This is a genomic window from Macrococcus bovicus (genome assembly GCF_004359575.1).
Lineage (GTDB): Bacteria > Bacillota > Bacilli > Staphylococcales > Staphylococcaceae > Macrococcus > Macrococcus bovicus.
The window spans coordinates 1-21,355 of record NZ_SCWF01000015.1 but is presented as its reverse complement, the minus strand read 5'-3'; the positions used below and the strand labels follow the sequence as shown (position 1 = coordinate 21,355).

Here is a 21,355-nt window from a genome sequence, read left to right as displayed (position 1 = left end):
TCATCTATGCAAAAATTAACAGAAAAACTTAAGTTGAACATCCAGTTTTTCGCTACACCATCTTATCCAGAAGCGAATCTACAAACGGTATCGACTCTGGATAACTACCCGGAAAAGTCAATCGACCATGTTTACCGATTCGAACAGTCTTTAAAAGACTTCCAGAACGCTTTAGGCATCTCACGTTTAATGCCAGTAGCGGAAGGTGTAACCATCAAGTTCTACGGTAAACCGACAGTAACACTTGCTGATGGCAACGTGCCAGAAGGCGACCTGATTCCACTGTCTTACGTCACACCAGCTGTTGAATCGACTAAAGAATTGACGCTTAAAAAATACCGTAAAGCAACTTCAGGCGAAGCAATCCAACGTTACGGTAAAGACAAAGCAGTTGAATTGACTGACGATGCGTTGCTGAAAGAAATCCAGAAAAATATCCGTAAAGACATGTTCACGCTTGTACAATCTGGCTCTGCTCAAACTAGCTTAAACGCTGCTAACGGCTTACAGGCTGCACTTGCAACTGTATGGGGATCACTACAGACTATCTTCGAAGACGACACTGTACGTCCTATCGTGTTCGTTCATCCAATGGATATTGCACAGGCGATTGCTGACAAACAGTTATCACTGGAAACAACTTTCGGTTTAAACTACTACACAGACGTAACTGGTACAGTTGTATTTTCATCTACACAAGTAACTAAAGGTTCAATCTACGCTACAGCTGCTGAAAACTTAGTTGTTGCTTATATCTCTGCTGATTCATCTGACTTAGCACAGACATTCGCATTAACATCTGATGACACTGGTTTCATCGGTATGACGCACTTTGTCAGCCACGAAACACTGACACAACAAACGTTGGCTGTATCTGGCGTGTTAATGTACCCAGAACGTCTTGACGGTATTGTTAAAGTGGCACTTTCAGCCGGCGCATAATACAAAAAAGGAGTGAACGAGCTTATGGCTAAGACAAAACTAACTGGAACGGTCCTCACTTACTGGGAGGACCTGCAAGACAATGACCGTGCTTATAATATGAGGGACACGTTCCCTCATGCTGAAGTCGGTTATGAAGTAACAGACGAACGTATGCATGAGTTGGCATCTAAACACAATAAGCGTGGACAAAAGTTGATTAATATCAATGAATCTGCGGAAGAGACAGAAGAAGTAACTGATCCATACGCGGATTTAACTGTCACTGAACTCAAAGAGCTGGCTAAAGAGCGTGAGCTTGAAGGCTACTCTAAACTTAATCGTGAGGACTTAATCGCCCTCTTAGAAAAGTAGGTGGTTAAATGAACGCACTTGAAGTGAGAACCATCAATCAGTGGCCAGCTGATAAGTATGATGATACTGAACTGGCTATCTTGATTGAGTTGTACAAGGGTATCGCTCAGGAACACTGCAACAATACTTTTCTTGATGGTAGCGAGCCGATGGGCGTGAAGAAATTCATCGCTGATTCTATCAAGCACTGCGAGACAACGGGTGTGACGAGCAAGAGCATGGGCAGCGTAAGTATCTCATTTGATACTAACTTACCTGCTGCGCTTTATAACCATCTCGCGCCGTTCAGAAAGTTGAGGTGGCGCTGATGTTTGAGAGCTTTTATGTCCACAATGTACAGATTGAGCGTACCACGAAGACAACGGACACAACGAAGTATCCGCCCGTTACAACGACAAACGTCTCTCTGACGTCTCTTCAAGCGTTTATGGACACGCCGGCAACATCTGAGGCTGTACAGTACCATCAGCGTAACATCAAGCTGACACGCTTTCTATACTATCCATACGGAGCAGCAGACATACGCAAGACAGACATCATCTTATTTGAGGGTGAGCGTTACGAAGTAACAGGCAAGCCTGAGAATCAAGGTGGTCAGAATCAAGTCATGCGTCTGCCGCTGAATCAGCTATGAAGAAGTTGGTTGTAGCACTTGATGATTATGCTGATGAAATGGAGCAATGGGCAAAGAAAGGCATAGCAGGCACGACAATGGCTATCTACAATACAGCTGTCTCACTTGCGCCAGTTGATATGGGGTTCCTGCGTGAATCCATAGACTTTAAGTTTGAGAATGGCGGAATGACCGGCATTATATCGGTCGGTGCAGAGTATGCGATCTATGTTGAGTTTGGGACTGGCATATTTGCCACACAAGGCTCAAAAGCTAAAAAGATACCGTGGACTTACAAAAACGCTGACGGCGAATGGGTCACTACTTACGGTAGCCCTGCACAGCCTTTCTGGTTCCCTGCACTTGACGCAGGCGAGCGATACTTCAACAAATACTTTAGTTAGGAAGTGATGACATGGCGGACTGGCTAAGTGCTGAGCAGCCGTTAATCAGAGCCATCATGGAGCATTTATATGCAAGTCCGCTGATGTCTTTGGTTGACGGCAATATTTTTGACAAAGCGCAAGTGGATATTACAGGTAACACGTATATCGTCATCGATAATACAAACGTACTAGAATACCCCACAAGCACGACGAATAAAGAAGTGATTGCAGTCACAGCACATATTTACCACAAGGACGAAGCACATCCTGAACAGGTAGTCGACCAGACACGCCAGTTCATGCGGTGGCTTCGTTTTTATATGCAACAGATCGAACAACTGCCGATGGAGCATTACGAGGTCAAGCGTGCCAGTCTCGATTTACAGGAGACCATCACAGACGTTGACTTGGTAACGCAACACGGCATCTTACGAATAAAATACGAAGTCTGGCATAACGTCAGATATTAAAAAGGAGAGAAATAGATGAACGCAAGTGATTTAGTAGTAATGGTGCTGCCGGTCAGCCAACCTTTAGCATCCGCAGCGTGGGCAGTCGGCGACTTTACCGAAGGTTCACATAAAATTTCAAACGAAGTACGTGAATCAGTCCGATCTGGTCTGAAAGACTTTGATTACGGCGTAACAGAAGAAGAAGTAGGGTTTACGATGAACCAGGTTACTTCTGACAAAGGGCAAAAAGCCTTTAAAGATGCAATTCAGAAGAAAGAACAATTACGTGTGTGGATTGTTGAGAAGGCATTGATGGACGATGGTAAACACCACAAATCTACTTTCTTCTACGCTGTTGCAGAAGAATTAGAAGACGGCTGGGACGACGAAGAAGGCACGCGTGAAGTATCACTTAAAGTGAAGCTGAACTCTGCTGAAGGTCCGTTCGATAAGTTACCACCAGAAATCCTTAATCCATCTGAAGCAGTACGTGTAGCATTCGAGAAGCCTGGTGAGTACACAGGTTCTCTTGAAAATCGTACTAACGCTGGAGCATAACTTAATCGAGGAGCGTAATGCTCCTCTTTTTTATTTGGCCAAATAAAAAAACTAACTGAAAAGAGGAAAAATAAATGACTAAAATCACAGAATTAACGATTGGTAAAGTAGTGGAAATGAACGAAGCAGGCGAAAAAGTAGTAGTCAATCCCGGTAAGGTCATCAAAGGGAAAGGCTCATTCTTTTTCACGCGTAAAGCAGACAAGAAATATGCGACAACTGACAAAGAGGGCAATGAAATTGACGGCGTATCAGCTATCTTTAACGACTTGACAATGTACAACGACTTAGGGCTTATCAAGTTCTGGGACTGTGCAGCAGCTAATCATCCATCGATTGACGTATCGGAAGATGAAATCACTGCGGAAATCCAACGTATTGCTGACGAAGTAGGAACAGCACCATTGTTTGCAGGTGCGCTCGAAGTTTTTACTCAGGGATTCTACAAAGACAAGGTGGAGAATCAGGACTACATGATGCAGCTAGGAGTCAACAAGGAGAAAGATCCAGTGAAGAAAGAGGAATTGGAAGGGCATCTTCAAATGGTCAAAGAGTTACGCAATCGCGTAGCGAGTTTATAGATTATAACGAACTCGAACAACATGCGGTCAGATATTTTAACATCATCGATTTACACTATCTCTACACATTAACCCCTAACGAGTGGGCGAACATGGTCAAAGGCTATCTACATCGCTCACTCGATAAAAGGGAGGAGAATCTGCACCTTGCTGTGATGATTGGTCAGTACAACAACGGTAAATCACTTCGTCCGTTTGCGCGTGATATTGAGAAGAAACGTCATGACATCGACACGACGGAAGAGCAGAAAGAGATGCAGAAGCTCGAAAAGAAAGTGCTTAAACAAATCACTGAAAGTGCGCTCGATAGATGGACGCACGACACATTTATTAAAAAGGAGGGACAGGGTGAATAAGAACTTTGCAGCTGAAATCACAGCGAACATCAACAAGTTTATGGCAAACATCAGACGCGCTCAATCCGCAGCGAACAGTCTGAAAGACGAAGTAACCGTCAACGTCAATGCAGACACTGCAGCAGCCACGGCACAGATCAGTCGATTCCGCGCGATGCTGAAATCTATTCCTAACAAGTTCCGCGTCCGAATTGATGCTGATATGAGTGGGATAGACCGTGCAAGAACAGCATTTGGTGCTTTCCAAGAGGCCAATGATCGTTTTGATAATCAAATGAGCAGTATCGCATCTAGTATTAGAGCATTTGGTACTGTTGTACAGAATCAAATACAAGGTGCGCTTGTAGCATCTTTTAGTGCAGCCATCCCAGTTATTGCATCGTTAGTTCCTGCAGTGATGGCAGTAGGTAATGCTTTAGCTGTGGTCGGTGGCGGTGCGATTGGTTTAGCGGGTGCATTTGGTATTGCGGGCGCAGGCGCATTAGGTTTTGGCTTCATGGCAAAAACGGCTCTCACTCTAGTTAAAGATGGCTTTGTAAATGCTACAAAAGAATCATTAGCTTATAATGCGGCCTTTACCAAGTATATGAATACTTGGGACGGTACAGTTATGAGCAACCAAGCAAGTATCTTCAATACACTGGCGAATGGCCTCAAGACATTTACAAGTGTATTACAACAAGCGGCCCCTTTTCTCTCAGGCATATCTGATAAAACAGCAGCAGCATCAGCACAAATGCTGAAATGGACTGAATCATCCAAAGTTGCATCGAACTTATTTAAAATGTTAGAAACAACAGGTGTATCTGTATTTGGTAACATTCTGAATGCAACCGGACGATTCGGAGCAGGATTCATTAGCTTGTTCGCTCAGTTCGGTCCTCTATTTAGCTTTGTGTCTCAAGGATTACAGAGTATGTCCGTACAATTTAACAAGTGGGCTAATAGTATTAGTACAGCTCAAGGAATACAGAGCTTTATAAACTATACTAAGACTAATCTTCCAGTAATAGGTCAAATCTTCGGTAATACATTCAACGGTATTTTTAATTTATTCAAAGCATTTGGATCTAACTCACAGTCTATTTTTAGTGCGCTTGCTGATATGTCTGCACGCTTTGAACAATGGTCAGCAACCATTGGACAGTCTCAAGGGTTCCGTCAATTTATTGAATATGTTCAAGCTCAAGGACCTATTGTGATGTCTACGATCGGTAGCATTGTTACTGCAGTGATGAACTTTGCGACAGCAATGGCGCCTATAGGTGCAGCAGTCCTAGGTGTAATCTCTGCAGTTGCACAATGGGTATCGGCGTTTACACAGGCCCATCCAGTCGTTTCTCAAATTGTTGGGGTCGTCATCAGTTTAATTGGTGTTATGATGTCTCTGTTGCCGACAATTCTACTGATTGTAGACGCAGTGGCCGTACTTGGTCCTATCTTTTTAACAGTTTTAGCGCCCATTGCATTATGGATTGCAGCCCTTGTTGCAGTTGGTGCAGCATTAGTTATGGCATATCAAAAAGTAGAGTGGTTCCGTAATGCAGTTAATACATTCGTGCAAGGTTGGCTTTCAGGCGTACAGATGATTATCGCAGGCGTTCAGCAGTTTGCTGCTGGTTGGATGGCGGGCTTTCAAATGATTATAGCAGGTATTCAATCGTTTATTGCAGGATGGACAGCAGGCGTACAGATGATTATTAACGGGGTTACTACTTTTGTTACTGGTTGGATGACAGGCATGGCTATGATTGGTCAAGGGATTACGATGGCTATTGCTTTACTAACGGCATTCGGCTCGACGGTCCTTACTGTCATGACTGCAGCATGGTCCGGAGCAGTTTCTGCAGTTACTGCTGGGTGGTCGATGATTACTTCGGCTATCAGTTTCGGAGTAGCTTCGGCGATTTCGTTTGTATCTTCTGGATTTCAGTCGATGCTCTCAACAGCCTCGTCGATTATGAGTTCGATCGTGAGCGCCTGCTCTTCAGCTTTCTCGTCTGTCGTATCGGCGATAAGTTCAGGAATCAGCTCAGCTGTCTCGATTGTCTCTAGTGGATTCTCGAGTATGCTGTCGACAGCTTCATCTATCCTAAGCTCGATTGTTTCAGCTGTTTCGAGCGCTTTTTCGGCGGTCACTTCAGCGATTTCTAGCGGTATAAGTGCTGCACTATCAGCGGTGTCTAGTGGTTTCTCTGCGATGGTTTCAGCGGCCTCTAGCTTCGCTTCGAGTTTAGTTTCGACGATTACATCTGCCATGAGTTCTTTTGTTTCTGCGATTACTTCTGGTGCTTCAGCGGCTTTATCTGCCATTACGAGTATGGTTTCTGGTATATTAAGCGCTGTTAGAGGTGCAGCAGGGCAGATGGTAGCAGCTGGTGCTGACTTGGTACGAGGCTTCATCAACGGTATTCAATCCATGGCAGGTGCAGCACTTGCAGCAGCACGTAATATGGCACAAAATGCAGTCAATGCGGTAAGGTCTGCACTTAAAATCGGCTCCCCCTCTAAGGTCTTGAAACAAATCGGTCAATGGCTGACTCAAGGTTTTGCAATCGGTATCCGTAAGGACATCCCGAAAGTAGATACTGCGGTACAGCGTATGCTTAGGCCAGTCACTAAAGGTCTTGCTAAACTCAAGTCAAATAATTACGGTACTGCTAAAGAGGGCGCGTCGTCCATCTACGGCTTTTTAACAGACAACATGAAAGCAGCTACTGCAGAAATCGAAAAAATTATTGATAAACGTAAAGGTATATCCCAAAAAATTGCTAAACTTAATCAAGATTTGCGCAAAAAGATGAGTTTAAAAGCAAGAGTGGCCAAAACGTCTCAAATCAATAAACTTAAAAAGCAGTACGCAACACTGCATAACATAGCGTCAGGGCAGTATCAAAAGCGCGCAAAAAACCGTAAAGCATATTACGAAATCAGACCGATGCAGATTTACATGACACGAATTGCGAAGAAACGTGAAGAGATTGCAGCACGTCTTGACAAAGCGCAGGATAAGCTACAGGCTGCGATTGACCGCAAGACAGACTTTAGCAACAAGATACGTGATGACCTGCGAGGGTTCGCGTCCATCACATCCACGGAACGCAAGACAGCGAACGGTATGCGTAAAGTTATGGCTAATCGACTGCAAAGTATGAAGTCCTACTACGCGAATATCGAGCGCCTTAAGAAGATGGGTATTAACAAGTCCACGCTGAAAGACATCCTAGACGCTGGGATTGAGACAGGCGGCTTACTGGCTAAAGGTTTAGTGAAAGGCGGCAAGTCAGCAGTCAATCAAATCAACAGCTTACAGGCACAGATCAATAGTGTCAGCAGTAAGATGGGCAGTAAGAATGCCACTCACTTTTATCAGGCTGGTGTGGATGCGGCTCGAGGTGTGGTCAACGGTCTGAAATCGCAGGATAAGCAACTTAAAGTAGTAGCCACTAAGATTGCGGACGTTATCAGCAGCACCATTAAAAAGCGTCTAGGCATCCACTCGCCATCAAGAGTGATGATGGACTTAATGGGCTATGTGGGAAGTGGCTTAGTTAACGGACTCAACACTGCACAGCGTAAAGTTGCAACGGCATCAAGTCAGATTGCAAGTGCCATTGAGCGTAATGTTAAGCCTGATTTGAGCCTCACACCGTTCGATGTTTCAGGCGGTACACAGGATATGAAACGATCAGTAGCATCTACTTTTGACGCAAACTTACAAGATGGTATCGAAATGCCACAGCAAAACATCACAATCGTGATTAAGTCTGAACACGATTTAGATATGCTTAAACACACGCTCGACACGATGGATGCTGTCGGCGCGAATGTAAACATATTGGGGGCGAGTTAATGTACAGTCTCGAACTAGTGCAAGGCACTAAAAGTATCAGGTTACATGAGGCGGGTTTTTGGCTCGCCTCTCCTTTAAAAGTAAGCAGTCCCGAAATCATCAATGAGTTCAGCCGGATAGACGGCAGACCAGGGCGGATTTTAGGAAACAGTTCGCACGAAAAAATCGTGCTAGAAGCAGAAATTGAATTTGACTTTAACTTAGATGCTCAATATCCGATGTTGCGTGACCAGATTATGGCCGTCTTATCGGGTAGTGAGCCTTTTTATATCAGAGAAATGGTGCCTGAGCATGTGAGAGTGAGCTTTGAAAAGCCGGGCGAACGAACAGGTGCGATGGGCTTACCTAACATGCGATACGCGAACGGCAAGCAATATCTAGTAATTGGTACAGGCAGTCAGGTATTTGAGCAGATAGCTCTCACAGGTAAAGGTACAGCGACCTTTGAGACAGCCATGCTGCCATACGCTGAAAGTATCGGCACGAGCAAGTTGATTAATGACAATGGTGTGGATGCAAGCAGTGGCATCTGGTCCTTTGGTATGGGTTTGCAGATGAAGGAGATTAATCGGGACACATGGGTGTACAAATACAGCAACGTGCCTAAATTCAACATCTATAATCCCGGCCATGTCGACATCAACGACTGGAAACAGTATTGCCAAATTACAATTACAGCTAAACAGTCAGCGTCAAGCATCAGATTGGTTGACGCAACAGGCGGTGTGTTCATTCTGACCAGAGATATTAAGGCAGGCGATGTCATCAAGATTAGTCAGCCTTATGTCAAGGTCAACGATGCGACAGCCCTGCATCAGAGTAACTACTATTTTCCTGTAATTAGATCAGGACAGAATGTAATGCGTGTTGAGGGGATAACTCAATACGACATCGAGTTTGATTTTAGATTTTATTACGGCGCCCAAAAAATAAGAGATGTGGAGGTTAATAGATGGAATTAGAGAGAATATATCCGATGATGGACGAAAAGACGGCGGTTGATATTGATGGGAATTTTCAAAAGATTGAGGGCGTTACAGGACAGCTGACGAACGAAGTGAAGAATCATCAAATTAGCCTGAACACGCTTAGTAGTAACGTATCAGATGTCAAAAAAACAATTGCAAACAGAGGTAAAGAAATCATTGCGAGCGAAGTCGTGCAGAGCTGGCTTGCTAAGAATGAGTTTAAGCCTAAAGAAGCAGTGGCAACATACGCTGATTTACCGGCCGTCGCCGAGCAAAAGGAAATCCGCGGCGTTCTCGATACAAATCAGATCTATTGGTACGACAACGGCAAATGGACGCTGCAATCAAGAGTAGATTTAAACGGGCTTAGTAACCGCAGTTTAGTGCAAACAAGCAATATCACCTTCAACATACCGTCGCAATATCCTACGTTGCAGGCGGCTATTGACGATTTAAGCACTCGCGCATTTAAGCAGGGGACAACAATCACATTGATGATTGATGCGGGGCATATCGTTACAACGCCACTTAGACTTGTTAATGGTGATTACAGTCACTTTAGGATTGCCTCAAAAGATGCTGTTGTCTTTGTCAATTTGCCATCTGGTGTCAATTTTATCTTTGGTAACAACGCAAAAATGCCGGTACTAAGCACTGTATTTGATATGCAAAACACGGGTGCAAATGGCTATAACATTGAGGACTCTTGCGTGGCCAAAGTAGACAGTCGATGCGGTGTTATTAATGCGGGCGTCACATGTCTGTATGTCCGCTCAAGTATGCTTCGCGCTGCATACTCCGTTTGGAGTGGTGGTAACGACAGAACAGCGTGGGTAACACGAGGCAGTATTGTATCTATTCCCGAAGCTAACTTTAACGATTGTAAAGGTGGCCTATATGCGGTTTATGTCAGTCGTTCATCCAATGCTGATTTAAGTAACAGTACGATTGACAATTCAAAAGCGACAGCATGTGCGCTGCGTGTATTACGCTCACGCTGTACGTTTATCTCTGGTTCGACGCAGAACTCTATATCTGACGGCATTGTGGCGACGCAGGCATCATCAATCGGCTGCGACAATGCGAATGTGAGTGGGTGTGCAAATAACGGTGTGTCATCAATGTCAGGTTCATCAGTGGACTTTGGCAGTGGCACAGCTAATAATTGCGGCGGTAATGGTATTTATGCTTCAGGGGTTTCGTCAATCCATGCTGACAGTGCCACAGCAACAGGTTGTAACCGCAACGTAGCGGCAATCTATGGCGCAGTCATCAACTTTGCCGGTGGTAAAGTTGCAGACGCAAAAGATAAAAATTTAGCAGTTTACAGCGGCGGTACGATTTACGCTACAAATGTTACCAATAAAGGCGCAACGGTTAAAACAACTGATATTAATGTTACCAGCTTTAATAGATTATCGACTTACGGTTTAATACACAATGCAAATGGTGGCTATAAGACGGCAACAGGTGTTGCGACAGACACAACAGCGACGAGTGGCGATCGTAATGTTTCACACACTTTGGGTGTAGTACCAACTTACGTTTCTGCGCAACTTTATGGAGCTAATAATACAGGTACTAGCGTACAGATTACAGGCGTTACAAGTACATCGTTTACAGTGCGTCTGCTTGACGGTGCGGGCAAGCCTATGCCAAATACTCCATTTACAGTGATGTATAAGGTCGAGACTAATTAAAGAGGTGATTAAATGGCTCTACACGCAATAGACCATAACAATATTCCTTACATGGTCGAGGGTATAACCACAGTGGAAGAACAGCTTAATGGCGATGACTCGCTCACGATCGAGCTGACGGATTCGCCGATTAACAAAGATGTTATCAAAAACATCACAGAGTCATGGAAGTTCTCAGGCGTTGAGGGTAACAATGATCGCACCGTCTACGTGGTTAAGCGTAAGGCGGTCTCAACGATAGGCAAGTTTAAAAAGCTGGTCATCAATGCAATACCACTCTTTAACGAAGTATTTAACACCACAAGGTTATATAACTACTACGAGGGCGAGTTTACAGCTGATGCTGTACTCAGCTCTCTTTTTAATGGTTCGGGGTTTACCTATCAGCTGCCGCCAACGTTTACATCTAGCAAGTACATTGAGTCGTACGGCGATGGACAGACTAAACTCGAGATATTTAACAATGTACTCGAGACGTTTGAGTTAGAGTTTAAAGTCAATGGCAACACCGTTGAGTTATCTAAGTATCTAGTCAATCGACCGGATTATATTATTTCAGACACTATCAACGCCGCTAACGTGCAGCAGGAGATTGACGGCTTTAACTTTTACACGTATGCCAAAGGCTATGCAGATGTAACGGACGGCGACCCTAACAGCCTTGCAGGCATATCGAGAGAGTACACCCACCCACTGGCAAGTGTGCCAGGCGTCGGCAAGAAACATGCGCCACCTTTACGATTGAGCGAGGAGACAGACCCTGCAAAGTTAGAGGCGGCGCTTAAAACTTATGTTGACAACTCGCTCAAAGTGAGTATCACGTCAGATTTTATCAGCTTGCGAAAACAGTATCCCGAAGCCGTGCCGAAAAAGGCGGATGAGGTCATGTTTGTCGCGAACAACATCAGCTACAAGCAGATGGTGCGAATAGTCGGTATCACGACCAAGCGTAATCATATGGGGGATATCATCACGCAGTCTGTCACTTATGGCGATCAGCCACTTGCTAAACGCCACAAGGCTAACGTCAACTTTGCCACGCAGTTTATCAATGAGTTAGTAAAAGGTAGACGAACTATCAGCAGTACGATGTTAGACAGTGCAATTTCCACGGCGACTAGTTTAATTCTCAACGCCAAGACGCAACTGGACTTTACCTCTAGTCTAGGCATCGTGGCTAAAAATCCGGACAATCCACAGGAGATGGTCGTTTTTAACAGTGCCGGTCTCGGCATCAGTAAGAATGGCGGCAAGACGTTCAGAAATGCCATCACAGGCGCTGGAATGGTTGCTGATGTCATTACTTCAGGCACACTCAATACGCAGCTTGTGAAAATTGAGGGGACGACAGGCGCGTTTGTGATTACAGGGGACACGCTGACATCTGTAGACGTTAAAAATCCTGATAAAAAGACTGTTATCTCAGCCGGCAATGTTTCAGTGTGGGGAGGCGGTTTTTCAGCATATAGACCATCAGGCGTGCCTTGGACAGTGAATGGGGTGCCTAAAAATGAGCTGGTTGTACAGCGTATCTGGTTTACATCCCCCGGCGTTTCACACACTGGGCAGATGTTTCAGTCGGCTAATACAACACCCTCATCATTTGAGGCTGCTTACTTTAACCATAACGGCAGTAAGCTAACATTTACGATGGCTTATACACTTGCGCCTAACTCAGCATCATCTAGCGTCTACGGATTTATTAGAGTACGTGAGTTTGGTGCAACAGGCACACCTAAAGAATGGATGGCTCAAGTATTGGTAAAGCGTGGCTCAATTGACTATATCAGTGAGAGCGTGGATATAGGAGAGCCAGGATACGAAGAACGATCGTTTTATTTAGAGTTCTGGATTGACCCTGCCAGTGCGCCTAGCAACACGATGGCAGTGCGCTGCAACAAGATTGCACAGAGAGGATGATTAGATGAATTGGATTATCTGTTACAAATTAATTGATGGCAAATATGTATTGTCGCGCAGTGGCTCTGATTTAGTTGTAAGCGATATTTTTGATAAAACCCTGCCAGTCAGAGAAGAAGTGGCAAGACAAGCATATAAACTGGAATATGATGGCGAGAATTTAAGACTCAAAGACGGCGAGAAGCTGCTGTCGCTCGAGGAGTTAAACGCAGAACAACAGCAACTCGACACGGAAAAAGGACTAGTAGTTGAAGAAGTGTCTGTGCCACAACTGGTGGAAGTCGTACTTTAACCTCTCTACATTAGTAGAGGGGTTTTTATTATAAATAAAATTAAAGGAGAGTGGAGAATGGATAAGACAGTAATCATTACAGAGCTTAACGTATGGAGAGAACTATTATTTAACGGGGATATGCTGCTACTGCGTATCCTTTTTTTGATGACATTATTTGATGTCATCAGTGGTATCAGTAAAGGGTTTGCGAAGAATGAATTAAGGTCACGCAGAGCATCGGAGGGACTAGCACGAAAGGCGCATATGTACTTCATCGTGATTATGGCCAACGTGATTGACCAGGTATTTAATGGCAATGGTATGGGGGTCAATGCAGTTGTCATCTTTTATATTGTTGTAGAGTCGCTAAGTCTAATCGAAAATGCTAAACAGCTTGGTCTGCCTATTCCTGACGTCATTACAGATAAGTTGGCCATGTTTGAAAATGGTGAAGCAGTCAAGGAGATTGTGCCTGGCGACGCAACAACAACAATTGTTAAAGATAAGAATGGCGACATTAAAGACGTAGAAGTAAAAGTAGAGAATAAATAACGGGCGGCTCATTGAGTCGTCTTTTTAATTTAAGGAGGAAATGGAATGACTAAAACTCGAGCCGAACTCAACCAGCGTTTAGATTGGTATATCGGTAAGTTTATTAATCCAGATGGTCTATACGGTTATCAGTGTGCCGACTTACCAACCGATTTAGTCAAGTGGGCTACTGGAATCACGATGACTGGTAATGCGAATCAACTCATTGATAATCACTTCAATGGTGCTGCTGAAGTCTTGATAAATACCCCCGACTTATTGCCTAAACCGGGCGATATTCTGATTTATACACTTGGTCGTTTTGATAATCAGTATGGCCACGTAGCAGTGGTGCATAGCGATATCACATTAGAATCATGTGTTGTTATTGAACAGAACTGGAACGGTAAGGCGGACACACCAGTCAAGAAACGCCGTGATAATTATGAAGGTTTAAGTCATATCATCAGAATCAAATATAAGGAGGAAGAAGCAATGAGTAAAAGAATTCTATTAACTGCAGGGCATGGTGGAAACGATCCAGGAGCAGTAGGAAACGGTACAAATGAACGTGATTTTATCAGAGAGAACATCGTTGATAATATCGCGAAGTATCTAAGAAAAGCTGGAAACGACGTGACCGTATTTGATAAAAAATATGATATGCTGACATGGACATTCGATCCATCTAAGCAGTACGGCCTTTACTGGGCAAAGAAACAGAAGTTTGATGAAGTCATCGAGTTCCATCTTGACGCAGCAAGTCCTTCAGCAAGTGGTGGCCATACTATCATTTGGGGTGGGTTTAATCCAGATAAAATGGATACACGTATTCAGAAAGCATTATCGGATACAGTGGGTGTCATTCGACCTATCTCAAAACGTACAGACTTAGGTAATGCGCGTATCGCTGCAGAGTTAGGCGTGTCCTATCGACTAGTGGAATTAGGATTCATCACAAGTAAAAAAGACATGAATTACATCAAGGGAAATCTACAATCATTTACTAAAGAGATTGCTGAAGCTATCCACGGTGGGGGCATTGATGATCCTAAGCGAGCTGAAAAGAAAAAACCTGCGTCATTGTCCAATGCGACTACTCATAAGGTCGTAAAAGGTGATACATTGTACAGTATCTCTAAAAAGTACGGTGTAACTATCAAGGATCTAATCGACCTTAACAACAAGATTAAGTCCAAGAACTATAAAGACAATACTCAAATTGCAGTGGGAACTGTATTAAAAGTTAAATAAAAAGTTAAAGCCGTCTATCTCCTCGGAGGTAGGCGGCTTTTTTATTTGCTCTAAAGTGCGTGGTTATGGGGTTTGTAGCTTATACATAAAAAATTATGACAAATGTCATTATTATTGTTGACTTATGACTTATGTCATAGTAATATATAGACATAAGGAACAGCACACCACATTCAAACAAAGGAGATTGATTAAGATGAACAAAAAGCACATGATGGTATCAGCTCACAGAATCGCTCAAAGAATCGTTAAGGAAGTTGGCAACTACTCAATCGCTTTATCGCTTGCTTTAAAAGAAGTGTGGAGACAAGTCAAAACTTACAACAAAAAACGTTTCGGCTGGGAAGCTATCTACAGTGCAGAACGTCGTCTTTGCACACCTAAGCAACAATCTTCTAATAAAAATGTTGGTGGCGTTCCTGAATGGATCATCCGCAAGAATTTAACAACAGAAGAAGCATTCGCAGTAATCAACAGCTATTCACAAGTTACAATCCGAAAAGAAACTGAAAAAGCTGTACTGGTTGATTTCCACACTGACTGGGGTCACGTGAGCATGTGGTGTCCTAAATCAGTAATGGCAGCATAATCAAGGAGGCACATATGGAGAAACTACTGAAAGAAATATTTGAAAGTGATTTATCTACCAACAAGATTGCAACATTATCTGGTGTAGACCAATCAGCATTACACAAGTTCAGAAAGGGACAACGCGACACTGACAATATGACACTTGGCACATATAAAAAACTATTAAAATTTTGGGAGGAAATGAACATGATCACTTTAACAGCAATCGAAGAAGGTACAGTACAATCACAAGAGACGTTTAAGGACTTCGCAGCACTCAAACAGCACTTACTTACTACTGATTACTTTAGCTGGATTAAGGACGACGAGCCGGACCGAGAGCTTCCAGACTTTAAGGATGTCGAGACGCTTGAAGAAGTGCAGGCTATACTTGATGAGTACGATTACAGTTGGTGGACGCTTACGACTGATAAAGTTGATGTATGGATAAAGTGGACAGGCAAAACAACTGACGGTCGTAAAGTCTATACTGCAGAGGCGCAGACGTACAAGGATCTGTATGCAGAGATTAATGACAAGTATGGGTCCGGCAATATTATTGATGAAGAGTATGAGGACGCAGATCGTAGTAAGTGGACTGAAGAAGATTACAAAGAAGCAATTGAAGAAAGCAGAAGCGAAGCATACTATCACGATTTTGAAATTACAGTAGATTAAAAGATAGCCACCTTAACAGGTGGCTTTTTACATAAACTTATAACAATCAACAGTTATTTACATATATAATTAATGAGTACCTACTACATATAAGGGGATAACTCATGACATTCAGATATGATGATAAGTACACCAGGTTAAATGAAGAAATTGAGGCAGCAGTAGAAGCAGGAAAGATGGCATACTCAGATGGAGTAAAAGTGGAAAGAGGAAGCTTCGTTATACTACCTGATGGCGTACCCTATGCACCAGTGGTTGGTTACTATCCCGAAAACTTTGACTTGCGAAGTGATCCAGGTATAAACCTTAGAAAAATAGAAATATTACCTATTGGTATTTTGTCTTTGGAATTAGATTATATGAAAGAGTTGTTCTAGTTAGTCCGACTAAAAGGAGAATCAACATGAACATTAGCTATGATTACAACAATCTGATCCACGAGCTTCATGCAGATGTTAAAGAAGGACTGATTGATGGTAATGGCACTATCCGCGTTGAACGAGGTGAGACCATTATAATCGGTCATAAATCTTATGCACCCGTGGTAAATTACTTTTACGACACTGATGATGTCGAGCAGCTAGAGGAAGTGAATCAGGAACGCATACAGACTGTTAAGGTTAACGAGCTGATGATTGAGATGTTGACGATGAATGAAATCGTCTGATTAGACGAATTGTCATATATTCGTTTATTTAAACTAATGTGTCCTTTTTATTAAAATATTTAATAAGGACACTAAAAAGGACACACTCATTTATATTCATATAAACTCTAATACATTAAAATCTAGTATTTATAAGGTTTTAAACTTTAATACACAATAATATATTGATATTTTATCCATCGTATGCAAGTAAGTGAATGGGAGAAAGAGCAGTACCTGAAACAATATTAAGAGCTGAAAACCCCGAAACGACAAGGTTTCGGGGTTTCTTTTATTTCATACTTTGGTGACAATGTGATTTTAATGATAAACCAATCAAACTTGAAAAGAGGGTTGTATATACTTTGAAAGATTCTATATCGGCAGCAGCATATATAGGGATTGCAGCTGCAAGAATAAGTGAGGCCATCTTCATGTATTTATATCGTGACTGGTGCCTTTGACTTTTAGAAGATAACAATTTATTTGATTCATCAATCATTCGTTGATGTAGGCCTCGATTTTCACGCTGCACCACAATTCTGAAATAGCTGAACTGTGAATCTAGTGATCATCTAGAGTGGTTATTTATTACCTTGATTTTGAATGACAGCATCTGATTCTTGTGCTCATTGATCGTGTAACTCTTGAGAAATCTCTCCATTGCATATATAGAGCATGTGAATCATTTATTTTAATAATTTTTCCCTCACGATTTTCATAAACGAATGTTAAAATAAGAACTAATAGATAAAGTTGATTGAATTAAGGGAAGTGATGTTTTGAATAAGTTTAAGATTAACCGGTATGGTGAGATTAACGTCTTCAGCAACTCGGTTGAGTATGTTTCACCGCTTGAGAATTTTAAGGATATCTATACGAACAAGGAGAAGCTGATGGAGGACTACCAGGCGTTCTCCCGTGATTTCAATCATGATCATGTATTCTGCCGGATTACTCGTTTTAATGACTGGGGTAAATATATTTCATTTGATTATTTTCTGCAGGATGCGACGATGTATTCTGCAATCCGCAATGATGATTTTATGACACAGCTTGAACTGTTCTCTTCACTGACCGATGTGGCAGAGTTTCAGGACCAGCATCAGGTACGTGTACTTTGGGACTTAAACAACTTTGTTATTGCGCATCATAAAGATGAGAAGGATAGAGTGAAAGCTGTCCTGCATAACTTTGGAGATCTAGTCGTCTATGATGATACGACACCTTTAAATGGTCTGAAGCGATTGATCATTCTGGGTCTCACTCATCTGCAGACAGGCGATGTCAAGCCGCTTAAATCTGATTTTATTCACCAGAATGAGGATGTTTTCCAGTTTGCTGATGAAGTTCTGCGTGCGAAAGATATTCAGTCTATTCGCCATAGTATCACTGCACGTCTCAGCCAATCTAAAGGGATGGGTGCTGTGCCGGTGAAAAGGACTGTAGCCAGTGGTTCCGGTCGTAAACCGCTGCGTTATATTTTAATGAGCTTAGCCGCACTGCTAGTGATGGCCGGCGCATTCTTCCTATATCAGAATATGACCCAGAAGACAAAGGAATCTGAAGCACTGAATCAGCAGCTGAAACAGCAGCAGAGAGTGAATGATATTTTCAGTGAATATATCAGCGGAGATCGACAACAGGCCAAAAAACAGATGGCGTCTTTAAAGTATGACGAGCTGAACAGTGATAAACAGCGCGCCATTTATCTTAAATGGCTGGTAGAGGACCAGCAATATAAAAAAGCACTGAGTCTGGATCAAGAAGCGGTGTACTTGATCGGCCAGGAGATTAACCAGAATAATCAACCGGCAATTAAGGCGCTTGCGAAAGAACAGGACAATGACGTCCTCAACTTCTATCTCGCCAGCAGAGAAGGTCGATACGATGAAGTCATCAAGTTGCGTGACAAGGTTGATTTAAAAGAGCGCTCTGCCGCAAATGAACTCGTTAAAGCGTATGTGTTAACTGATCAGATGGAGAAACTGAATGACGTCAATGATAAAGAGCATCTTCTGTCAGTAAAAGAGCATTATAGACCATATCAAAAATCTCTGGAAAAGGCGCAGACTCAGTATGATGATAAGCGGGAAGAGATTAAATCTCTGAAAAAGCTGCCGAAGAAGAAAGCCAGTCAAGCAAAAGCCAAAAAACAGTTAGGACAGGCACGGAAAGAACTGGAAGATTTAAGAAGTCAACTTGCGGAAGAAAAAACGAAGATTGCCAGTATCAAGGTGACGGACCTAAAAGAAAAATAGACACTCGGCAGCCATAGAATCAAGTTGAATCGTCTACACTTAGTTGGACAATTTCTATGTGAATAGATATTGTTAATCTAAGAAAGTAGGCGATTTTATTTATGTCACGAGAAAGAAGAAGCTTCAGTCCTGAATTCAAGTTACAGATGGTCAAACTTTATGAGAATGGTAAACCTAGAAATGAAATTGTACGTGAATATGAGCTGACGTCTTCGGCATTAGGAACAGATTTAGAGTCATATAAAGGACGAACAATCTTAAATAGAATTTCAGGAATAGATTATTGATAGTTGAACGCATTCATATATTAACTTTTCTTCTTAATATTCATTTAGAATTTAGAATAAAAATGAAAATTACAATAGTACCAATCATCCGATAATACCAGAAGAGTATCGATATGAAATAAACTATCATGTAACACAATAGGAATTATGTTACATGATAAACCCCGACACAAAAGGGGTTCATTTTTATGTCTTGAATAATGTATCATAATGATATCAATATATACATTATATATAACTTATAGGAGTGATTTTGATGAATAGTGTGGAACTGATTCGAGATGTGAAAAAGATACAGGAGATGAAAGAAGCACTCGCTTATTATGGATCAGAGCGAGACGTCTTTCTATTTAATCTTGGAATTAACTGTGGCCTGAGAGTGAGTGACATGTTGGGATTAAAGAAAAAAGATATTAAGGATTATACAATCAAGATTAGAGAACAGAAGACCCGTAAACAGAAACAAATCCCCCTTTACCATCTAAAGGAGGATATTGATCGTTATATTCAGTTCCAGGAGGATGAAGATTATCTGTTTAAAAGCAATAAACTCGATTCTGACGGCAATGATAAACCCATTAGTCGTGTGCAAGCCTACAGAATTTTGAATCATTCAGCAAAATCAATCGGTCTAAGTGAAATCGGTACACATTCGATGCGTAAGACATTCGGGTACCATTACTACAAGAAAACGAAAGATGTCGCTTTGTTGATGGATTTATTTAATCATTCATCTCAGTCTGTGACCTTGAGATATATTGGGATTAATCAGGATGTGATAAATGATTCAATAAGTAAAGTAATGGAAAATTTATATAGTTAAGTTTTTAATAAACTGCATATTTCATATATTACTTAGACATATTGTGGATTAAAGAATCAAACATATATCCTAAATATAAATATATGGGCATAAAAAATAAAGAAATCAAAAATAAGATACATAATATAGGTTTCTTAATAACTATACTAATACTAATACCTATGACAGAAATTAATATTGAGATAATAACTGCCCAATCTGGTAGGAAACCTCCAAAATTAAGCAGATAACAAATTATTGATATAAAAAAAGAAATATATAAAAGCGAAACTATATTATTTTTATTCATAGGAAACCCACCTTAACTTGCATAGTTTTTACAGCCTAGTGGAGCATTAAGCTTAGCATACATAGCTGCGAGAATTCCTTGTGCTTTTACTTTTTTAGTGCCTGAAAGTTTTCCCATAATATTTTTAACATCGGCAATTAATCCTCTATCACATTGACAACTATTATAAGTTTTAGAATAACACAAATCATGCTTTTTACATTGTGCATCAAGAATATCAACGGGTTTTGCATTCATATTCTGTGTTCCTGGTCCGCAAAAATTTCCATGGTACTCATTTGCTGTATATTCAGAATCAGGATTGAATTGAATATCTTGTGCAAGAGTATATTCTTCTGCGCTAACACCGGCCATTATGAAATCAGATGACTTTTTATCTTTCTTTGCTCTTTCAATATCGAATTGAACTGTACCATCTTTTTGAACAGTTAAGTAGTTTTGAAGCTGAGTAACAATTTGATCAGTCGTTGCAGCTTGAACAGGTAAAGAAAAGAATGATGCAAACATTAGAGAAATAATTGGAATAAACAAAAATATTTTTTTCATAATTACACTCCCTAGTATATTTAGATACTTACATCCTAACTTGCATTGAATTATAATACAAGAATAAAATGGAAAAGGATGTAATAATATGAAAAAAATATTTTATTATTATTTTTTGTATATATTGTTATTAATAACAATATACTACTAGCAAAAGAGCTACCGATTAATAGAATGGTTATAGAAGATGACAATAGAATTATTATAGAAGATTGGGAAAATTATAAATCAATTGTCCATTTAAAAACTGATTTAAATGATGAATTAGTAAATTGTACAGGTACCATTATAAGTAAAAATATTATATTAACAGCTGCTCATTGTGTTTATAATCAAAAATTAAATATTAAAGCCAAGTCAGCAAAAATTTTTTTTAGACAAGACAATGTTAGTAACGGTGTTAAAATCCTCAATAATAACGTTTTAAAAATCCCCAAAATTAACGGATAATCTATATCAATTGATGTAGATTGGAAGTGATTTTGAAGATGACGTTATTAATGGAGGATTTTT

Annotated in this window: 24 protein-coding genes and 2 pseudogenes; 25 read left to right on the top strand and 1 reads right to left on the bottom strand. The window is 41.3% G+C overall.

The features are described 5' to 3' along the window. The first annotated feature begins 6 nt into the window (after positions 1–6). The 24 genes and pseudogenes from ERX55_RS10420 to ERX55_RS10310 all read left to right on the top strand — a co-directional run bounded on the left by ERX55_RS10420 (position 7) and on the right by ERX55_RS10310 (position 20,007). A complete protein-coding gene (locus ERX55_RS10420; protein ID WP_133452527.1) occupies positions 7–942 on the top strand; it encodes a phage capsid protein in 936 nt (311 codons plus the stop codon). 24 nt (positions 943–966) lie between these two features. After that, complete coding sequence (locus tag ERX55_RS10415) at positions 967–1,296, top strand: Rho termination factor N-terminal domain-containing protein (RefSeq protein WP_133452526.1); 330 nt, start codon at positions 967–969, stop codon at positions 1,294–1,296. 8 nt (positions 1,297–1,304) lie between these two features. Continuing rightward, entirely contained in the window at positions 1,305–1,604 is a 300-nt protein-coding gene (locus ERX55_RS10410) for a head-tail connector protein (protein ID WP_133452525.1), read from the top strand. After that, positions 1,604–1,930, top strand: a complete 327-nt coding sequence (locus ERX55_RS10405; RefSeq protein ID WP_133452524.1) for a head-tail adaptor protein — start codon at positions 1,604–1,606, stop codon at positions 1,928–1,930. The genes ERX55_RS10410 and ERX55_RS10405 overlap by 1 nt, the downstream gene beginning before the upstream one ends. Further along, on the top strand, positions 1,927–2,313 hold the full coding sequence (locus ERX55_RS10400; protein ID WP_133452523.1) for an HK97-gp10 family putative phage morphogenesis protein: 387 nt from the start codon (positions 1,927–1,929) through the stop codon (positions 2,311–2,313). Before ERX55_RS10405 ends, ERX55_RS10400 begins: the two co-directional genes overlap by 4 nt. Before the next feature lie 11 nt (positions 2,314–2,324). Further along, positions 2,325–2,765: a hypothetical protein gene (locus tag ERX55_RS10395; RefSeq protein WP_133452522.1), complete on the top strand. Its 441-nt coding sequence runs from the start codon at positions 2,325–2,327 to the stop codon at positions 2,763–2,765. Positions 2,766–2,780: 15 nt separating this feature from the next. After that, positions 2,781–3,305, top strand: coding sequence for a phage tail protein (locus ERX55_RS10390; protein ID WP_133452521.1), 525 nt, complete (start codon positions 2,781–2,783; stop codon positions 3,303–3,305). A 74-nt stretch (positions 3,306–3,379) separates the two neighbouring features. Further along, a complete protein-coding gene (locus ERX55_RS10385) occupies positions 3,380–3,886 on the top strand; it encodes a tail assembly chaperone (protein WP_133452520.1) in 507 nt (168 codons plus the stop codon). A 92-nt stretch (positions 3,887–3,978) separates the two neighbouring features. Continuing rightward, positions 3,979–4,242 carry a hypothetical protein gene (locus ERX55_RS10380; RefSeq protein WP_133452519.1) on the top strand — a complete coding sequence of 88 codons (264 nt, stop codon included), beginning with the start codon at positions 3,979–3,981 and terminating at the stop codon, positions 4,240–4,242. Continuing rightward, entirely contained in the window at positions 4,235–8,095 is a 3,861-nt protein-coding gene (locus ERX55_RS10375) for a hypothetical protein (RefSeq protein WP_133452518.1), read from the top strand. The genes ERX55_RS10380 and ERX55_RS10375 overlap by 8 nt, the downstream gene beginning before the upstream one ends. After that, entirely contained in the window at positions 8,095–9,057 is a 963-nt protein-coding gene (locus ERX55_RS10370) for a phage tail domain-containing protein (protein WP_133452517.1), read from the top strand. The genes ERX55_RS10375 and ERX55_RS10370 overlap by 1 nt, the downstream gene beginning before the upstream one ends. Further along, on the top strand, positions 9,048–10,763 hold the full coding sequence (locus ERX55_RS10365; RefSeq protein ID WP_133452516.1) for a hypothetical protein: 1,716 nt from the start codon (positions 9,048–9,050) through the stop codon (positions 10,761–10,763). Before ERX55_RS10370 ends, ERX55_RS10365 begins: the two co-directional genes overlap by 10 nt. Before the next feature lie 12 nt (positions 10,764–10,775). Beyond that, the gene (locus ERX55_RS10360; RefSeq protein WP_133452515.1) at positions 10,776–12,683 is read left to right on the top strand and encodes a phage tail protein; all 1,908 of its coding nucleotides are present in this window, start codon (positions 10,776–10,778) and stop codon (positions 12,681–12,683) included. 4 nt (positions 12,684–12,687) lie between these two features. Continuing rightward, on the top strand, positions 12,688–12,975 hold the full coding sequence (locus tag ERX55_RS10355) for a hypothetical protein (protein ID WP_133452514.1): 288 nt from the start codon (positions 12,688–12,690) through the stop codon (positions 12,973–12,975). 57 nt (positions 12,976–13,032) lie between these two features. Then, on the top strand, positions 13,033–13,509 hold the full coding sequence (locus ERX55_RS10350) for a phage holin family protein (protein WP_133452513.1): 477 nt from the start codon (positions 13,033–13,035) through the stop codon (positions 13,507–13,509). A 45-nt stretch (positions 13,510–13,554) separates the two neighbouring features. After that, positions 13,555–13,875: pseudogene (locus ERX55_RS11700) on the top strand (CHAP domain-containing protein); the annotation flags it as partial. A gap of 108 nt (positions 13,876–13,983) precedes the next feature. Beyond that, the gene (locus ERX55_RS11695; RefSeq protein ID WP_424960691.1) at positions 13,984–14,742 is read left to right on the top strand and encodes an N-acetylmuramoyl-L-alanine amidase; all 759 of its coding nucleotides are present in this window, start codon (positions 13,984–13,986) and stop codon (positions 14,740–14,742) included. Between the two features lie 196 nt (positions 14,743–14,938). After that, positions 14,939–15,331 carry a hypothetical protein gene (locus ERX55_RS10340; RefSeq protein ID WP_133452510.1) on the top strand — a complete coding sequence of 131 codons (393 nt, stop codon included), beginning with the start codon at positions 14,939–14,941 and terminating at the stop codon, positions 15,329–15,331. Positions 15,332–15,345: 14 nt separating this feature from the next. Next, complete coding sequence (locus ERX55_RS10335; protein WP_133452508.1) at positions 15,346–15,990, top strand: hypothetical protein; 645 nt, start codon at positions 15,346–15,348, stop codon at positions 15,988–15,990. A gap of 104 nt (positions 15,991–16,094) precedes the next feature. Next, entirely contained in the window at positions 16,095–16,367 is a 273-nt protein-coding gene (locus ERX55_RS10330; RefSeq protein ID WP_133452507.1) for a hypothetical protein, read from the top strand. A 26-nt stretch (positions 16,368–16,393) separates the two neighbouring features. Then, complete coding sequence (locus ERX55_RS10325) at positions 16,394–16,657, top strand: hypothetical protein (protein ID WP_133452505.1); 264 nt, start codon at positions 16,394–16,396, stop codon at positions 16,655–16,657. A 761-nt stretch (positions 16,658–17,418) separates the two neighbouring features. Further along, positions 17,419–18,897: a hypothetical protein gene (locus ERX55_RS10320; RefSeq protein WP_133452504.1), complete on the top strand. Its 1,479-nt coding sequence runs from the start codon at positions 17,419–17,421 to the stop codon at positions 18,895–18,897. A gap of 101 nt (positions 18,898–18,998) precedes the next feature. After that, positions 18,999–19,115, top strand: a pseudogene (locus ERX55_RS10315) (transposase); the annotation flags it as partial. A gap of 325 nt (positions 19,116–19,440) precedes the next feature. Continuing rightward, entirely contained in the window at positions 19,441–20,007 is a 567-nt protein-coding gene (locus ERX55_RS10310; RefSeq protein WP_133452502.1) for a tyrosine-type recombinase/integrase, read from the top strand. Positions 20,008–20,308: 301 nt separating this feature from the next. Here ERX55_RS10310 and ERX55_RS10305 read toward each other — a convergent pair whose 3' ends face one another. Further along, entirely contained in the window at positions 20,309–20,842 is a 534-nt protein-coding gene (locus ERX55_RS10305) for a phospholipase A2 family protein (protein ID WP_133452500.1), read from the bottom strand. Positions 20,843–21,016: 174 nt separating this feature from the next. On the opposite strand from ERX55_RS10305, the gene ERX55_RS10300 reads away from it, so the two are divergent. After that, positions 21,017–21,292, top strand: coding sequence for a trypsin-like serine protease (locus ERX55_RS10300; RefSeq protein ID WP_133452499.1), 276 nt, complete (start codon positions 21,017–21,019; stop codon positions 21,290–21,292). Positions 21,293–21,355: the final 63 nt, after the last annotated feature.

Bases quoted from the DNA above. Each gene is read 5' to 3' on its own strand.
- ERX55_RS11695 (WP_424960691.1), top strand. From the start codon at position 13,984: ATGAGTAAAAGAATTCTATTAACTGCAGGGCATGGTGGAAACGATCCA.
- ERX55_RS10405 (WP_133452524.1), top strand. From the start codon at position 1,604: ATGTTTGAGAGCTTTTATGTCCACAATGTACAGATTGAGCGTACCACG.
- ERX55_RS10415 (WP_133452526.1), top strand. From the start codon at position 967: ATGGCTAAGACAAAACTAACTGGAACGGTCCTCACTTACTGGGAGGAC.
- ERX55_RS10390 (WP_133452521.1), top strand. From the start codon at position 2,781: ATGAACGCAAGTGATTTAGTAGTAATGGTGCTGCCGGTCAGCCAACCT.
- ERX55_RS10305 (WP_133452500.1), bottom strand. From the start codon at position 20,842: ATGAAAAAAATATTTTTGTTTATTCCAATTATTTCTCTAATGTTTGCA.
- ERX55_RS10335 (WP_133452508.1), top strand. From the start codon at position 15,346: ATGGAGAAACTACTGAAAGAAATATTTGAAAGTGATTTATCTACCAAC.
- ERX55_RS10355 (WP_133452514.1), top strand. From the start codon at position 12,688: ATGAATTGGATTATCTGTTACAAATTAATTGATGGCAAATATGTATTG.
- ERX55_RS10385 (WP_133452520.1), top strand. From the start codon at position 3,380: ATGACTAAAATCACAGAATTAACGATTGGTAAAGTAGTGGAAATGAAC.
- ERX55_RS10360 (WP_133452515.1), top strand. From the start codon at position 10,776: ATGGCTCTACACGCAATAGACCATAACAATATTCCTTACATGGTCGAG.
- ERX55_RS10350 (WP_133452513.1), top strand. From the start codon at position 13,033: ATGGATAAGACAGTAATCATTACAGAGCTTAACGTATGGAGAGAACTA.
- ERX55_RS10365 (WP_133452516.1), top strand. From the start codon at position 9,048: ATGGAATTAGAGAGAATATATCCGATGATGGACGAAAAGACGGCGGTT.
- ERX55_RS10370 (WP_133452517.1), top strand. From the start codon at position 8,095: ATGTACAGTCTCGAACTAGTGCAAGGCACTAAAAGTATCAGGTTACAT.
- ERX55_RS10400 (WP_133452523.1), top strand. From the start codon at position 1,927: ATGAAGAAGTTGGTTGTAGCACTTGATGATTATGCTGATGAAATGGAG.
- ERX55_RS10310 (WP_133452502.1), top strand. From the start codon at position 19,441: ATGAATAGTGTGGAACTGATTCGAGATGTGAAAAAGATACAGGAGATG.
- ERX55_RS10410 (WP_133452525.1), top strand. From the start codon at position 1,305: ATGAACGCACTTGAAGTGAGAACCATCAATCAGTGGCCAGCTGATAAG.
- ERX55_RS10300 (WP_133452499.1), top strand. From the start codon at position 21,017: ATGGTTATAGAAGATGACAATAGAATTATTATAGAAGATTGGGAAAAT.
- ERX55_RS10340 (WP_133452510.1), top strand. From the start codon at position 14,939: ATGAACAAAAAGCACATGATGGTATCAGCTCACAGAATCGCTCAAAGA.
- ERX55_RS10420 (WP_133452527.1), top strand. From the start codon at position 7: ATGCAAAAATTAACAGAAAAACTTAAGTTGAACATCCAGTTTTTCGCT.
- ERX55_RS10330 (WP_133452507.1), top strand. From the start codon at position 16,095: ATGACATTCAGATATGATGATAAGTACACCAGGTTAAATGAAGAAATT.
- ERX55_RS10325 (WP_133452505.1), top strand. From the start codon at position 16,394: ATGAACATTAGCTATGATTACAACAATCTGATCCACGAGCTTCATGCA.
- ERX55_RS10380 (WP_133452519.1), top strand. From the start codon at position 3,979: ATGGTCAAAGGCTATCTACATCGCTCACTCGATAAAAGGGAGGAGAAT.
- ERX55_RS10395 (WP_133452522.1), top strand. From the start codon at position 2,325: ATGGCGGACTGGCTAAGTGCTGAGCAGCCGTTAATCAGAGCCATCATG.